This window comes from Parachryseolinea silvisoli (assembly GCF_021190955.1).
GTDB classification, from domain to species: Bacteria; Bacteroidota; Bacteroidia; order Cytophagales; family Cyclobacteriaceae; genus Ohtaekwangia; species Ohtaekwangia silvisoli.
Genome location: NZ_JAIOAO010000002.1, coordinates 142630 through 157994, shown reverse-complemented (window position 1 = coordinate 157994; position 15365 = coordinate 142630). Strand labels below are relative to the sequence as shown.

The 15365-nt window shown below is 53.4% G+C and carries 14 protein-coding genes; 5 read left to right on the top strand and 9 right to left on the bottom strand.

The annotated features are described in order from the left end of the window. Positions 1 to 58: 58 nt before the first annotated feature. Both K7P01_RS10405 and ruvB read right to left on the bottom strand, forming a co-directional pair. Complete coding sequence (locus tag K7P01_RS10405; RefSeq protein WP_267292645.1) at positions 59 to 1639, bottom strand: FMN-binding glutamate synthase family protein; 1581 nt, start codon at positions 1637 to 1639, stop codon at positions 59 to 61. A gap of 52 nt (positions 1640 to 1691) precedes the next feature. Continuing rightward, on the bottom strand, positions 1692 to 2732 hold the full coding sequence (gene ruvB / locus K7P01_RS10400) for a Holliday junction branch migration DNA helicase RuvB (RefSeq protein WP_267292644.1): 1041 nt from the start codon (positions 2730 to 2732) through the stop codon (positions 1692 to 1694). A gap of 119 nt (positions 2733 to 2851) precedes the next feature. On the opposite strand from ruvB, the gene K7P01_RS10395 reads away from it, so the two are divergent. Both K7P01_RS10395 and K7P01_RS10390 read left to right on the top strand, forming a co-directional pair. After that, positions 2852 to 3850, top strand: coding sequence for an FAD:protein FMN transferase (locus tag K7P01_RS10395; RefSeq protein ID WP_267292642.1), 999 nt, complete (start codon positions 2852 to 2854; stop codon positions 3848 to 3850). Between the two features lie 18 nt (positions 3851 to 3868). Next, entirely contained in the window at positions 3869 to 4642 is a 774-nt protein-coding gene (locus tag K7P01_RS10390; protein ID WP_267292640.1) for a ZIP family metal transporter, read from the top strand. 16 nt (positions 4643 to 4658) lie between these two features. Here K7P01_RS10390 and K7P01_RS10385 read toward each other — a convergent pair whose 3' ends face one another. Beyond that, the gene (locus K7P01_RS10385) at positions 4659 to 5465 is read right to left on the bottom strand and encodes a methyltransferase domain-containing protein (RefSeq protein ID WP_267292639.1); all 807 of its coding nucleotides are present in this window, start codon (positions 5463 to 5465) and stop codon (positions 4659 to 4661) included. Between the two features lie 228 nt (positions 5466 to 5693). Between K7P01_RS10385 and acs the strand changes: the two genes are divergently transcribed. Both acs and K7P01_RS10375 read left to right on the top strand, forming a co-directional pair. Beyond that, positions 5694 to 7586, top strand: a complete 1893-nt coding sequence (gene acs, locus K7P01_RS10380; RefSeq protein ID WP_267292638.1) for an acetate--CoA ligase — start codon at positions 5694 to 5696, stop codon at positions 7584 to 7586. Positions 7587 to 7738: 152 nt separating this feature from the next. Further along, a complete protein-coding gene (locus tag K7P01_RS10375) occupies positions 7739 to 9703 on the top strand; it encodes an OmpA family protein (RefSeq protein ID WP_267292637.1) in 1965 nt (654 codons plus the stop codon). Between the two features lie 3 nt (positions 9704 to 9706). Here the strand turns inward: K7P01_RS10375 and K7P01_RS10370 are convergent, their stop codons facing one another. Both K7P01_RS10370 and K7P01_RS10365 read right to left on the bottom strand, forming a co-directional pair. Then, entirely contained in the window at positions 9707 to 10108 is a 402-nt protein-coding gene (locus K7P01_RS10370) for a DUF2721 domain-containing protein (protein WP_267292636.1), read from the bottom strand. Between the two features lie 10 nt (positions 10109 to 10118). Beyond that, entirely contained in the window at positions 10119 to 10667 is a 549-nt protein-coding gene (locus tag K7P01_RS10365) for an ATP-binding protein (protein ID WP_267292635.1), read from the bottom strand. 69 nt (positions 10668 to 10736) lie between these two features. Between K7P01_RS10365 and K7P01_RS10360 the strand changes: the two genes are divergently transcribed. Then, entirely contained in the window at positions 10737 to 12206 is a 1470-nt protein-coding gene (locus tag K7P01_RS10360) for a flavin monoamine oxidase family protein (RefSeq protein ID WP_267292634.1), read from the top strand. A gap of 72 nt (positions 12207 to 12278) precedes the next feature. Here K7P01_RS10360 and accD read toward each other — a convergent pair whose 3' ends face one another. The 4 genes from accD to K7P01_RS10340 all read right to left on the bottom strand — a co-directional run bounded on the left by accD (position 12279) and on the right by K7P01_RS10340 (position 15359). After that, positions 12279 to 13118: an acetyl-CoA carboxylase, carboxyltransferase subunit beta gene (accD, locus tag K7P01_RS10355; protein WP_267292633.1), complete on the bottom strand. Its 840-nt coding sequence runs from the start codon at positions 13116 to 13118 to the stop codon at positions 12279 to 12281. Between the two features lie 66 nt (positions 13119 to 13184). Continuing rightward, positions 13185 to 14255, bottom strand: coding sequence for a class I fructose-bisphosphate aldolase (locus tag K7P01_RS10350; protein WP_254085062.1), 1071 nt, complete (start codon positions 14253 to 14255; stop codon positions 13185 to 13187). Between the two features lie 203 nt (positions 14256 to 14458). Further along, positions 14459 to 14809 carry a 50S ribosomal protein L19 gene (gene rplS, locus K7P01_RS10345; RefSeq protein ID WP_267292632.1) on the bottom strand — a complete coding sequence of 117 codons (351 nt, stop codon included), beginning with the start codon at positions 14807 to 14809 and terminating at the stop codon, positions 14459 to 14461. Between the two features lie 97 nt (positions 14810 to 14906). After that, positions 14907 to 15359 (bottom strand): GNAT family N-acetyltransferase, encoded by a 453-nt coding sequence (locus K7P01_RS10340; RefSeq protein WP_267292631.1) that lies wholly within the window; start codon positions 15357 to 15359, stop codon positions 14907 to 14909. Positions 15360 to 15365 lie beyond the last annotated feature (6 nt).

Below are 15365 nucleotides of genomic sequence, written 5' to 3'. Positions count from 1 at the left end.
AAAACAGTCGAGCCTTCTATAGGCATCCGGCATATTTTACTTCAAAAAACCAGGTCGTTTAAAATTTATCGGCGCTGGCGGAGGCGAAAGACTTTTGATAGCGCTTCGGCACGACCGGTTCCAGCATCGAGCCAACCTTGACGGAGGGGTATATCTGCTCGAGGGTGCGCACCTTGTTGGTGAATACACGGCGGCTGATCTGGTGGCGGTTCAGTTTGGCCGGAGTGTCGAGGCCAGCTGCGCCCAGCAGCTCCACAAAGCTTTCAACAGTATACTTATGGAAGTTAGCCACCCGGATGCGCTTGTCGTCAATGTCAAGTCCTTTCATCAGTTCGGGATCTTGGGTCGCCACGCCGGTAGGACACGTATTTTTATGACACTCCAATGCCTGGATACACCCCACCGCCATCATCATGGCGCGGGCGCTGTTGCAGTAGTCTGCCCCCAGGGCTATGGCGCGGATGATCTGGAAGCCTGTCAGAATTTTTCCGGAGGCGCCAATGCGAATGTGCTGGCGGATGTTAAAGCCTTTCAGCATGTTGTCGACAAAAGCCAGGCCGTCGAGCAACGGCATGCCTACGAAGTTGGAGAACTCCGGTGGTGCCGCGCCGGTACCCCCTTCGCCACCGTCTACCGTGATGAAGTCGGGATAAATGTCTAACGCGACCATGGCCTTGCAAATGGAAATGAACTCGCTCTTGCGACCGATGCACAATTTAAAGCCCACAGGCTTGCCGCCCGATAGCTCGCGCAGTTGTTGGATAAACAGCACCAGCTCACGAGGTGTTTTAAAAGCGCTATGATAGGGTGGTGAGAACACCGTAGTGCCTGCCTTTACCATGCGGATGGCGGCGACTTCAGGTGTATTCTTTTTACCGGGCAAGATGCCACCGTGGCCGGGCTTGGCCCCTTGCGAGAGCTTTAGCTCAATCATCTTTACTTCGGGATTAGCGGCATTCTTGCGGAATGCCTCCGGCGAGAAGTTGCCGGCCTCGTCACGGGCACTAAAGTAGCCGGTGCCGATTTGCCAGATCAGATCGCCACCGTTCTTGAGATGATAAGGACTAAGACCGCCTTCGCCGGTGTTGTGTGCAAAGCCGCCGAGCTTGGCGCCGGAGTTTAATGCCTCGACGGCATTGGCACTCAGGGAGCCGAAGCTCATGGCCGATATATTCAGTACGCTGGCGGCGTAGGGTTGTTTACAGTCGCGGTTGCCGATCAGCACACGGGGACTATGCTCCATGCTGTGAAAATCGAGCGGTACAATGGAGTGGCTCATCCACTCATAACCCTCGGCATAGACGTTCATTTGTGTGCCGAACGGAGTAGTGTCTACCTGACGCTTGGCCCGCTGGTAGATCACTGAGCGGTCGTTGCGGTTGATGGGGGCACCGTCGGTATCTGACTCTACAAAATATTGCTGGATTTTCGGTCGCATGTCTTCGAAGACATAGCGCAGCCGTCCCAGCAAGGGGAAGTTGCGTTTAATAGATTGTTTCTTTTGTACAATGTCTTGTACGCCCATGACGATAAGCGGGCCCACGAGCAGGAAGCCGAAGAGCGCGTCAATCCAAAAATAAGCCCAGAGGAGGAGGAGCGCAGTAACTGCGATGCTGCTATAGATGAAGATCTTTCTCATATAGAAACTCAGGATAAATCAAATATAATAAAAAGTGCAGGACGGCCAGCGGTTAGGTTATACTGTCGAAAAGTCCGGGGCCTTTGCTGGCGGGGGGCGGCAGCTTGAGGTGGCGGTATGCCAATTCGGTGGTTTCGCGACCGCGCGAAGTACGCTTGAGGTAGCCCTCTTGAATAAGAAAGGGTTCGTATACTTCTTCAATGGTCTCGGCTTCTTCGCCCACCGCGGTGGCAATGGTCGTAAGCCCGACGGGGCCACCTTTAAATTTTTCGATGATGGTCAGGAGAATCCGGTTGTCCATTTCGTCCAGTCCGTTCTCGTCTACATCCAGTGCCAGGAGGGCGATCTGGGCGATGCTTTTATCAATTGTCCCGTTGCCTTTGATCTGGGCAAAGTCACGGGTACGGCGCAGCAACGTATTGGCAATACGCGGGGTGCCCCGGCTGCGGCGGGCGATCTCAAAAGCAGCGTCGGCTTCGATGGGGGTCTTTAGGATTTGTGCCGAGCGGTTGACGATGCGCGTTAGCAGCGTTGAATCATAGTACTCCAGGCGGGCATTGATACCGAAGCGCGCACGCAACGGTGAGGTGAGCAAGCCGGCGCGTGTTGTAGCTCCGATCAGTGTGAAGGGGCTCAGTCCGATTTGTACCGAGCGCGCATTGGGGCCCGAGTCGAGCATGATGTCGATCCGGAAATCTTCCATGGCCGAGTAAAGGTATTCTTCTACCACGGGGTTGAGCCGGTGGATCTCGTCAATGAACAGTACGTCGTTGGTATCGAGGTTGGTCAGCAGACCGGCCAGGTCACTCGGCTTGTCGAGCACGGGGCCGGACGTGATTTTGATATTGGCCTGCAGCTCGTTGGCGATGATATTGGAAAGGGTAGTCTTGCCCAGGCCCGGAGGGCCATGCAGCAAGACGTGGTCCAGGGGCTCTCCGCGTTGTTTGGCGGCCTGTACAAAGACCTTTATGTTTTCAACAACCTTGTGCTGGCCGGTAAAATCTTCAAAGGACAGGGGGCGCAAAGCCTTTTCAAACTCCTTCTCCGTTCCATTCAATCCGCCTCCGTCGCTTTTCAGGTAATCTTCGCGCATAGTACCGTTTGTGTTCACGAAGGTAGCAATTCTACGCTCTCCAGCCGCAACAAACCGATGTTCTCATATACAACAACGTTGCATATATTGTATTTTACGTAACTTGTCCGCCACTCTACATGATCCTCGCGTTTGTAACACACATTACCCTGTTGTGGGGTGCCGGCCCCGCACAAGAACCTTTGCGGGTAGAGGGCCGCACGATGGGCACCACCTATCATATTACCTACTTTGACAAACAGCAGCGGAACTTCCAGGAGCCCATCGATTCGCTGCTGCGGGCGGTGAACCAGGGTATCAATACGTATGATCCCGCCTCGGCCGTGTCGCAGTTTAACAAGAGCGCGCGGGGCATTGCATTACAAGACCCACACCTGCTGGCGGTCTTGCAGCAGTCGTTGGTAACAGCACGACATTCAGGTGGGGCGTTTGATCCAACCGTCATGCCGCTGGTCAATGCGTGGGGCTTTGGGCCGGCCAGGTCGCGGGTGCCAGACCAGGTCATGGTGGATTCGATCCGTGCGTTTGTTGGCGTAGAGAAAATTCAGTTGACGACAGATAGTCTGTTGAAGACCGACCCGCGGGTGCAACTTGACTTTGGCGGCATTGGGCAGGGCTATGGCGCCGACGTAATCACGGCCTTCCTGCGGGCAAAGGGTGTGCGCGATCTGTTGGTGGAGCTGGGCGGCGAAGGTATGGCGCAGGGCAAAAATATAAATAAGCGCAAGGCATGGCAGATCGGCATACTTGATCCGAACTCGACGCGCGACGATCAATTCTTCAAGGTGTATGTAGCCCTGAAAAATCGGTCCTTTACGACGGCGGGCAATTACTTTAATTATCGGGAGATAAACGGAAAGAAATATTCGCATACCATCGACCCAAAGTCGGGCTACCCGGCAGACCTGCCGTTGCTGGCCGTATCGGTCTTTGCATCTGACTGCACGACGGCCGATGCGTGGGATACGGCCTTTATGGTAATGGGGCACGAGAAGACGATCGAGGCGTTGAAGACATTGCCCGGCCTGGATGCGATCTTATTTTATACCGCGGCCGATGGCACGGTGGCTACCTATGTCACGCCGGGCATACGCCGGGCAGTAACATTCCAACCCTGAAACCACACATCGTTATATATGGTCTTAAAATTACTCGTCTTGTTTTTTACACCGCTGCTGTCGGGCCTGGCCATTTTCCTGGTGCCGGGCGGCAAGAGCACAAGCTTTAAACTCTTGTTGGTATTCGCCGGGGCGTATCTGTTTGCCATCACGATCATTCACATTCTGCCTGAATTATATCACCAGCCGGTGGGAATGGAGTATATCGGCCTCTTTGTGCTGGCAGGTTTCTTTTTACAACAAATGTTGGAGTATTTCACGGCGGGTATCGAGCACGGTCACATGCACGGGCATATTGCGCCCGGACAGCAGGGGCATTCACACCATACGCATACCCATCAGTCGGTGTCGGCGATTGTATTGTTAACGGCGCTTTGTATTCACGCCCTACTGGAAGGAGGCATGCTGGCGCAACCCGCGACCATGGGTGTGCCGTACGACGTGCACGCCATTCTACTAGGCATTGCGTTGCACCGCGCACCAGCGGCTTTTGCATTAATGACGGTACTGGCGCACCAGTTCGGCTCGCGCAAGCGGGCGATACCGTATCTGGCAGGGTTTTCGTTGGCGGCGCCGTTCGGGCTTTTGATTAGCACGTTGTTGGCGGAGTATGAAATTCTGACGGGCGAGGGGATGATCTTTCTATACGCCGTGGTGTGTGGTAACTTCCTGCATATCTCTACAACCATTGTGTTTGAGAGCAGTCCGGCGCATCGGTTCAATGCCAAGAAGCTTACAGTGGCCATGGCCGGCTCGCTGGTCGCCGTGCTGGTAGAGTATGGACTGATGTAGGGTGATGCGTATAACGCTAGCGCTGACGGGGTGCACGTTTACGCAGGTCGATGATATAGCGGTCGCCCATGCCGGCTAAGAAGGAAAATCTTCTGAGGCGTTCTTCCCACCGGTTCAGGAATTTCAGCAGTTTCTTGCGCGGACTAAAAACATTCTCTAAGCATACCGGAGGCAGTGCAAACCCGACGGACTTTATCGCCACGACCTCAAACTCATGCCGTGCGAGTTGTTTCAGTTGGCGGGGAGTATAAAAAAACTCGCGTAAGACAGGGGAGATACCGTCCGACTGCCGCGCAGACCATGGCCGGAAGATCCGCCGGAAGCGACCGGTGACCAGGAAGTAAAACATTTCCCACAAACACCACTTGGGCATGACGACGGCAACGAGTCGCCCGCCGGGAGCCAGCAGGGTGGCGGCCTGGTGCAACAGCCGTTGTAGCGATGCCGGGTCCATAGCGTTTAGCCCACCGGTGTGCGAGAAGATAAGGTGGTAGTGTTTGTCAAACAGCATGTCTTCGGGGTGGTACGGATCGAGGCACTGCGAGCTGATCTTCGAGGGCATGGAGTATTGGCGCGACGGTGGTTCTGTGACACGCGCCACTTCTTCGGTTACATCCGTTGCCACCAGCGTGAAGCCATGGGAGCCAAACAGCAAAGCGTCTTCATCGCTGCCCTGGTGCAGCTCCAGAATGTCGAGGCCCGGCAGCCGGTGTATGACTTGCTGCAGGTATGCCCAAATGTGTTTACGCTGCAATTGCCCGACAGCGCCTTGCGGGAAAGCGGCGTCGTACGGTGCGGCGATATGATCAAAAGGAGCACTCATCTTTTTAACTAAGACGCAAGATTTGCCCGCAAGGTTTCCTCGCACACCGGCCGCACACGACCTATTTTGATAGTAGGTTATCGTTGTGTTCAAACACACGCAGAATATTATTTGAATTTCCCGAAAAAGAGTAGAATTTTATCGCTGTGTAGGGCTTTAAAACGATTACGACCGTTAGGAAGTGCAGCACGAAAGTAAAACCCTAATCTACCCAGGCAAAAAACAACCATGAACGTCATTAGAACCTTTGAAGACTATCAGCATCATTATCAAAAAAGTATAGAACACCCTGAAAACTTCTGGAGCGATGTGGCGAATGGCCTTACATGGCGGAAGAAGTGGGACAAAGTGCTGGAGTGGGATTTTCACAAACCGAGTGTTAAGTGGTTTATCGGCGGCAAGCTGAACATTACCGAGAACTGTCTTGACCGGCACCTGGCCAACCATGCCAACCGCACCGCCATTATCTGGGAACCTAACAATCCCGACGACGACGCCCGGCACATAACGTATCAACAGTTATTCGAAGAGGTATGTAAAACGGCGAATATGCTCAAGGCACAGGGCGTCAGGAAAGGCGACCGCGTTTGCATCTACCTGCCCATGATACCCGAGCTGGCCTATGCCGTATTGGCGTGTGCCCGCATTGGTGCAGTGCACTCGGTGGTGTTTGCAGGCTTCTCGGCCAAAGCCATTGCCGACCGTATTAACGACGCCGGCTCCAGTGTAGTTGTTACATCTGACGGCGCATACCGCGGTGACAAAACCATCAACCTTAAGAAGATTGTAGACGAGGCCGTACAAAGCTGCCCTTCTGTATCGAAGGTGATCGTAAAAGAATATATCAAGTCGGGCACGCCCCTTACACCGGGGCGCGACGTGTGGTGGCATGAAGAGATCGCCAAGGTATCGGCCGACTGCCCGGCCGAGGAGATGGATGCCGAAGACCTGCTCTTTATTTTATATACTTCCGGCTCGACCGGTAAGCCCAAGGGTATGGTCCATACCTGTGGCGGCTACATGGTATATACGAACTATACGTTCCGCACGACTTTTCAATACCAGGAAGGGCAAGTATACTGGTGTACAGCCGACATCGGCTGGGTGACAGGTCACTCCTATATCTTATATGGGCCGCTGTCGGCGGGTGCAACGACAGTCATGTTTGAAGGAATTCCTTCCTGGCCCAATCCGGGACGGTTCTGGCAGGCGATTGAACGCCACAAGGTAAATATCTTTTATACAGCGCCGACGGCCATTCGCTCGTTACAGCAAGCACCGATCGAATTCATTGAGAAATATGATCTCTCGTCGCTGCGTGTACTGGGCAGCGTGGGCGAACCCATCAATGAAGAGGCCTGGCACTGGTACGATAAAAATATCGGTAAAGGTAAGTGCGCCATTGTCGACACGTGGTGGCAGACGGAGACCGGGGGCTTTATGATTGCGCCTATCGCCCGCGTTACACCGCTCAAGCCGGCGTTTGCCACGCTGCCATTACCCGGCGTGCAGCCGGCCGTGATGAACGAAGGCGGTCTTGAAGTAAATGGCAACGGGGTGGAAGGACGTCTGACGATCAAATTCCCGTGGCCGGGTATGGCGCGCACCATCTATGGTGACCACCAGCGGTTTAAGGATACGTACTTCTCGACATTTCCCGGTAAGTATTTTACAGGCGACGGTTGTAAGCGTGACGAAGACGGTTATTACCGCATTACGGGCCGGGTGGACGACATCATCATCGTGTCGGGCCACAACCTGGGCACAGCGGAGATCGAGAGCGCCGTGGACGAGCACCCACTGGTAACAGAAACCGCTGTAGTGGGCTTCCCGCACGACATCAAAGGCCAGGCCGTGTACGCCTTTGTCATCTGCTATGAAAAGCCGAAGGATGAAGAAAAGCTGCGCGGAGAGATACGTGACACCGTGTCGCGCATTATCGGTCCTATTGCAAAGCCTGATAAGATCCAATTTGTCAGCGGGTTGCCAAAAACACGTTCGGGTAAGATCATGCGCAGAATCTTACGCAAAGTGGCCGAGGGCGACGTCTCTAACCTGGGCGATACATCGACGTTACTTGATCCTGCAGTGGTGGAAGAGATCAAAGCAGGCGCGTTATAACATACGAATTTGGGTTTTTAACTTCCCTGAAGAAGACCGGACGCACCGGTCTTCTTTTTTTGCAGAATTTATTACATCCGCGGGGCCATGTGCGCGACACCTTCTAATTTTAGCCCCGCTCATCCCGGATCAGTAAACCACTGGAAATTATCATGAAGTCAATAATCCTTTCCGCAGCTGCGTTCATCGCGTCTGTCACATGGGTGTCAGCCCAATCCGATTTTATTCCTAAAAAGCTCGGTGCCGGGGTTAATTCTTCTTATGACGAGGTAAACCCCGTGATTTCGGCAGACCGGAGCACGCTGTTCTTTACGCGTAAGAACCATCCCCAGAATGGGCTGGGGGCAAAAAAAACGGCAGACATCTGGATCTCTACACGCCTTGCTGACGGTTCATGGCAAGAGGCTACCCGCTCGACTTCCCTGAACATCGGGCAGCGCACCTACCCACTGGGTATTTCTGCCGACGGTTTGAGCTTATTACTCTACAACGACGAAGGTCTCTCCCTGGCTACACGGCAAGGAAGCGCCTGGACGGCACCGCAGAAAATCAGCGTAAAAGCATCCCGGGAAGCAACGCTGTCGGCGGACGGAAAATACATACTCTTTAGCCGCGGTGGTGCGCTGTATCGCATCGACCGCAACGCCGAAGGACATTGGCAAAAGGCACAAGCCGTAAAAGGCATAGAAGGAAAGGTATATAGCCCTTTTATGTTGTCAGATAACAAAACGCTGTACTTCTCGCGCACGATCAAAGGAAAACAATCCGATTTCTTTAAAGCAGAACGCGTGAGCGCCGATTGGAGTGCCTGGTCCGCCCCGGTAGCGTTGAACGACACGATTAATACTCCGGGCAACGAAGATGATCTAAAGACCAACGCCAACGGCTCGTGGGGATACTTTGCTTCGACCGCTGTGGCGGATAAGCAAGCCGACATCTTCGAAGTAAAATTGTATGAAGATCGTCCGTATGTACTCGTGACGGGTAAAGTAATCAATGCCAAAAGCAAGCGGCCGCTGACGAAGAAGGCCATCACCATTTTGATCGATGGCAAAGAGGCTGCGGTGTCGTCGGTAAATGCAGACTCCGCTACCTTTCGTGTAGAGTTGCCGCTGGGCGCCCGCTACGAGCTTTCGGCTAAGCTCTTTCAATATGGTGCAAAAGCATACCCCGTTGATGCGGTGGGCCGCCAGTTTAAACACATCCAACTCGATCTGGAAGAAGAGCCGGTTGACTTTGCTTTGTTGAAAGGAAAGTTGATGGTGAAGAATACTGAACGCACAATTCCTGCTTCCGCCAAAGCAAAGATTATGGTGGACGGTGACGAGGTTGACTATGCTACGGTAGACGTCGCCAAAGGAACGTATTCCATGCACTTGCCACACGGCACAGTATATTATGTACAAGTGAGCGCCCGTGGTTTTGAGTCGCTGCCCGACCTGGTAGACCTCAAGGGCATTGATGGTTACGAAGAAATAACGCTTGACCTGCAAGCCGACGCCGAGAAGATGGCGATCGTAAGCGGTAAGATTTTAGACCTGCGCACAGCCAAGCCGGTAGGCGCAGATGTGCCGGTGCAGGTGGTGGTTGAAGGTGTGTCGTCGGTTACGGCGAGTGTCGATTCGCTTTCGCGCGAATATGAGCTACGCTTCCCGGTCAAAGAGCGCTACGTGTTGAGCGCGGAGGCCGAGGGATACTATCCGCTGTATGAATCGATTGACGTTACGCGCGAGACGGCCGATGTCTCGATCTTGCGCGACCTGGTAATTGCACCCCTGCAACGCGGCCAATCTATTCCGTTGAATAACATTACGTTTAATGCCGGCAAGATTATCACCGTACATCCTTCGTCATATCGCGAGCTGGACCGCCTCGCGGCATTTTTGCTGAAGAACCCACGTATGAAGATCGAGATCGGTGCGTATACCGACCCCGGTACAAAGGTGTCGACACTGAACCAGGCAAAGGCCGTGATGAACTACCTGGTAGAAAAAGAAGTGCCGAAGAACAGGGTGACGGCAAAGGGCTATGGTACTGCCCGGCCCCTTGATTCAAATAAGACGCCGGAGGGAAGAGCCCGCAACCGTCGCGTAGAATTCATGATTACGGAGAAATAACGTCTATTCCTCCTCCATATTTTTTAGCTCAATCTCCAGCGCCTTCGTGCTGATATAAACCTCGTTCAGCGATAACGCCAGCGACAGTAACAGGAAGATAAGGCTCAGGCCGAAGATGGTAATAGCCCATACTTCGTATTGCAGAAAGAAGGACAGCATGCTCAGCACGCAGAAAAAAAAGCTGGTGATACCCGCGGCCTGCATTTGTTTGATGAGTACCAGACGTTTTTTCAGGTTGCGTATTTGCGCTCTGATCACGTCACGTTCTTCCTGTACTTGTTTGTATTTGGCGTGCAAGTTCCGGATCAGTGTGGCCAATGCGAGAAAGCGGTTGGTGTAGGCCAGCATCAATAGGGTAATGGCGGGGAACAAGAGGGCAGGCGTGTTGATGGAAATATTCTGCATCGTCAGGTCATTAGGGTTTGCGGGTGGCGAGCATTTTCTCGACGGCTTCGCGCGCCAGCTGCTGGCGTTGGTCTCGTTCGCCTCGGATTTCTACGAACGGTACAGATTGTTGCTGCATTTCACGCAGGTAGAGCGAGTACAGCGCTTCGCGCTGCTGGGGGTGTTCGCGTTGTGGGTCTTCTTCCCACGGCAGGTCTACATAGGTGAGCAAGTATAAGTCGTAATGGCGGGAGGCGATGTTGCGCAAGATCTCGTCGTGGCAGTGCCCGTACTTAAACTCGCTCCAGATTTTGATCACGTACAGGTTGGTGTCGCAGATCAGTACGCCGTTTGCGTCGCGTGCCCATTCGTCTTCTATGCGCAGTTGGCCATGGGCAATGGGGAGGAGGTCATCTTCGGTATAAGGGCGTGTCAGGTTACCAATATACTGACGCGCATATTCAGGTACCCATGCGGTTTTAAAATAGTCGGCGAGGTAAGCTGACAGGGCCGATTTTCCTGTGCACTCAGGGCCGATGACGGCCACTTTGGCAACGGGCGGTATCTCGAAAGCATTCATAAAACGAAAATCGGTTATATTTCCCGTAAAATCAGAGTCTCTGATCATTTTCGCAAAATCCATGACACGGTGAAGAGAAGGCAAGCATTGCAACAGATAGGCCTGGGGGTATCGGCAGGGCTGGTGCTCCCCACATGGCTCGCGGGCTGCAGCGATAAAGATCCTCAGCCCGAGATTCAATACGACGGTGTCGTGGGCATCATCGGCGCCGGGGCGGCCGGGCTACATGCCGCCGACATCTTGCGTAGCAAAGGCGTGAAGGTGCGCATATTCGAAGCGTCGTCTGTACTCGGCGGCAGAGTGCGCACCCTGCGGCAGTTTGATCAGCCGACGGCATCGCTTCAGTTTAGTACGATCGACCCACCCATCAGTAAGTTCCCGTTTGAATTGGGTGCTAGCTTCATCGAAGGTACCGATGGTGAGCTGGCGCGTATCATCAGCCAGTTGAAAGTGCCCGTGATCGATTTTTCATCGCTGGGGGCAGATGTATACGTACTGGATGGTATACCGCGCCAGGCAACAGAAGTAACTGACGATGCCGACGTGGTGGCAGCCCGTGAATTTTTTGAATCGCTGAAGACGCGCACGGAAACAGTGACGGTACAAAGCGCAATCACCAGCGCCGGTATTAATCCGCGCGTACATGCTATTCTCAATGGTTGGATCGGCAACCGCCACGGTACGGTAAATGATAAGCTCGGCTTGAAGGGGGTGGCAGAAGCCGCAACGCTATTGACACGCAACACCCAACGCACCATGCTGCGGGCAAACCCGATGCAGGATGTGGTCTTGTCGCGGTTCAGTAATGTGCTGAGCCTGGTGGAGCTGAACAGCGCCGTGACCGGTATACAATACAGTGGTGACAAAGTAATATTAACAGGGCAACGTACGGCGGCAAGCGCGGCAGAGCCCTTTACCGCAGAAGTTGATCGTGTGATTATAACCGCCCCGGTATCGGTCCTGAAAGCGGGCATGATGACGTTCAATCCACCGCTGCCCGATACCAAAACAGCCGCGTTGTCCCGCATGGACATGGAAGCGGCATTGCGTGTGCGATTAGAGTTCCGAAAAAACTTCTGGGGCACGCAGACGAACTTCATTTATGGTGGTGTGCAGGCTCCCGAATACTTCAACGCGGGCATCGGGCGTGATGACCAGGTCAAGACATTGGACATAACGATCCAGGGGCCGCGGGCGGCAGAGCTCTCGGCGCTGGGACAAGGCATGGTGCCGGTTCTTTTGCAAGAGCTGGACGGCATGTTTGGCGGGCAGGCTACAGAGAGCATACGACGCGATCCCGCGGACAATATACTGTCCGTGATTATGGACTGGACAAAGGAGGAGTATATTCGTGGCGGGATGGCGTATAGCACCGCCGATGGATCAAATCAAGATCGTGTGGAGCTGGCCGCGCCGGTGAACGGTGTGTTATTCTTTGCCGGAGAAGCGACGGATACAACGGGTGATGCCGGAACGCTAAATGGCGCGTTGTTGTCGGCGCAAGTGGCGGCACTTGCGCTAATCGGGACGATTGTATAAAGTTTATCGACAGCGCATAAAAAAGGGGACGAAGCCGTCCCCTTTTTTAATATGTAGTATATAGTTAGCTGCTTATTGCAGCATTTTAAGCAGGGTACCCAATCGGCTCTTGAGGTTGCGGCGGTCGACGATGAAGTCGAGGAAACCGTGCTCGAGAACGAACTCGGCGCTTTGGAAGCCTTTGGGCAGGTCTTTGCCTATGGTCTCGCGGATTACGCGGGGACCGGCAAAGCCGATCAGGGAGCCGGGCTCAGCAATATTGAAGTCGCCCAGCATAGCGTATGATGCTGTTACGCCACCTGTGGTCGGGTCGGTCAGCAACGAGATATAGGGTATTCCGGCTTTATCCAGCAGCGAGATCTTGGCCGATGTTTTGGCCATCTGCATCAGCGATATACCGGCCTCCATCATACGCGCGCCACCCGAGCGGGAGATCATCAGAAAAGGCTTTTTGTTCTTCAGGCTGTGGTCCATGGCACGCGCGATCTTCTCGCCTACCACCGAGCCCATCGAGCCGCCGATAAAGCTGAAGTCCATACAGCCGATGGTGATGTCGACGCCGTTCAGTTTGCCATACGCCGTGCGCACGGCGTCTTTCAGCTGCGACTTCTCCTGCGATTCTTTAATCCGCTTCGGATAAGGCTTGGTGTCTTTGAAATTCAGCGGGTCAGCCGACTCCATGTTGGGGTCGAGCTCGGTGAATTGACCGTCGTCAAAGAGAATTTCGAAATACTCTTCCGAACCAATGCGCACGTGAAAGTCTTCATCCGGTACGACATAGGCGTTGTTCTTCAATTCACGGGTATGAATGATTTTACCGGCCGGCGATTTGAACCAGAGGCCATCAGGCACTTCCCGCTTCGCCTCCGTCGGCGTCTGAATACCTTTATCACTACGCTTGAACCAGGACATATAATTCTATTTAGTAAAAAATAAAGCCGACGTATCGAAGATACACCGGCTTGTAATGGAAAACAATTATGCTATGTCGATCGACTTATCAAGGTAAACATCCTGAATGGCATTCAGGATTTCCACACCCTCTTTGAGCGGACGTTGGAATGCCTTTCTGCCCGAGATCAGGCCCATACCGCCCGCGCGTTTGTTAATCACGGCTGTACGCACGGCATCTGCCAGGTCGCTGGTACCTTTCGATTCGCCACCCGAGTTGATCAGACCGGCACGGCCCATGAAGCAGTTTGCTACCTGGTAACGACACAGATCAATAGGGTGCTCAGACGAAAGCTCGCTATAGATTCGCTCATCCAGCTTGCCGTAGCTGCTACCACCGGTATTGAGGGCTTTGTAGCCACCGGTGTTCTCCGCCAGCTTCTGCTTAATGATGTCCGCCTGGATGGTTACGCCCAGGTGGTTGGCCTGACCGGTAAGGTCAGCCGATACGTGATAGTCGACGCCGCCTTGCTTGAAGGCGTTATTGCGGATATAGCACCACAGAATGGTGGCCATACCCAGGCTATGAGCTTCTTCAAAAGCTTTGGCTACTTCAATGATCTGGCGCGAGGCACCGTCAGAGCCAAAGTAAATCGTTGCACCCACCGCTACCGCGCCCAGGTTATAGGCGTCGCGTACGCTGCCGAACATGATCTGTTCATGCTTGTTGGGGTAGGTCAGTAGCTCGTTGTGGTTGATCTTTACAATGAAAGGAATACGGTGAGCATACTTGCGTGATACGAGTGACAGGGCGCCAAACGTAGTGGCTACACCGTTGCAGCCGCCTTCGATGGCCAGCTTCACAATATTTTCAGGGTCGAAATAAGCAGGGTTTTTGGCAAACGACGCCCCGGCGCTGTGCTCAATGCCCTGATCAATCGGGAGGATCGACAGGAAGCCGGTGTCTTTCAGGCGACCGGTACTAAACAGTTGCTGCAGGCTTCTTAAAACCTGGGGGTTGCGATTCGATGGCAGGAAGATGTCGTCAACAAAAGTCGGGCTGGGCAGGTGGAGCTGATCCTTCGAGATGGTCTTGCTTTGATGCTTGAGCAGGAAGTCGGCATCCTTGCCCAGCAGATCTGCGATGTTCTTTGCCATAGTGGTAATGAGTCTGGTTTGTTTGGGTTTTTAATTGAGCGGGGCAAAGTTATTAAATAATTAATAGTATGCTAACGAGCGTAAATTTCGTGGTTTTTGCCTCTGCGCAAACGTGTTAGGTACAAAAAAAGAAGAAGCCATTCCAGCAGGAACAGCTTCTTTCATTCTGTATAAAATCAAAAAAGAAAAGAACCTTTTTTCGATTAAAGCTTCTCTTTGATACGAGCAGCTTTGCCTTGACGGCCTTTCATGTAGTACAGCTTAGCGCGACGTACTTTACCTCTTTTCAGAACCTCGATCTTGTCGATGGAAGGGGATACGATCGGGAAGATACGCTCTACACCTACACCGTTAGATACTTTCCGAACAGTAAAGGTCTCGCCAGTACCTTCGCCACGGCGTTGGATTACTGTGCCCTGGAACTGCTGTACACGCTCTTTATTGCCTTCTTTTATTTTCACGTGAACGTTGATGGTGTCACCAGGATTGAAGCTGGGACGTGTTTCACGAATTGCTGTGAACTCCTGCTCAACTAATTTAATTAAATCTGCCATAACTCGATGGTTTGAAAATTGGACTGCAAATGTAGGGAAAGAATCTAAAATATCAGCGTCGGGATCAATATTTTGTAAAACAGGCCCTTTCAGCGCGTTACAGGAACATTTTTAATCCTTCGTGGGAGGCCTTAAAACCCAGTTTTTCATAAAAACGCACGGCATCAACCCGCTGCTTGTCGCTAGTGAGCTGCAGCATGCGCGCGCCACGCGCGCGAGCCCGTCCGATGGTCCACTGCAAAAGCTCTCCGCCGATACCGCCGCCACGGTGGTCCTCGCGCACCCGCACCGCTTCGATCAGCGCCCGGCTGCTGCCCTGGTAGCTGAGGCTGGGCAGGATCGTAAGCTGCAGGGTGCCGATCACCTCCTGGTTGGCGTTTTCCGCCACGATCAGTTCCTGGTTGGGGTCGGCGTCGATCCGGTCGAAGGCTTCGTAGTAGCTGTTGGGAAGCGGGTCCTGATAGGCTTCACGCTTCTGGCCGAGTATATCCTGGGCCAGCAGGTGGACAATGGCGGGCAGATCAGCCCGCGTGGCTTTCCTAAAATGCATGGCAGT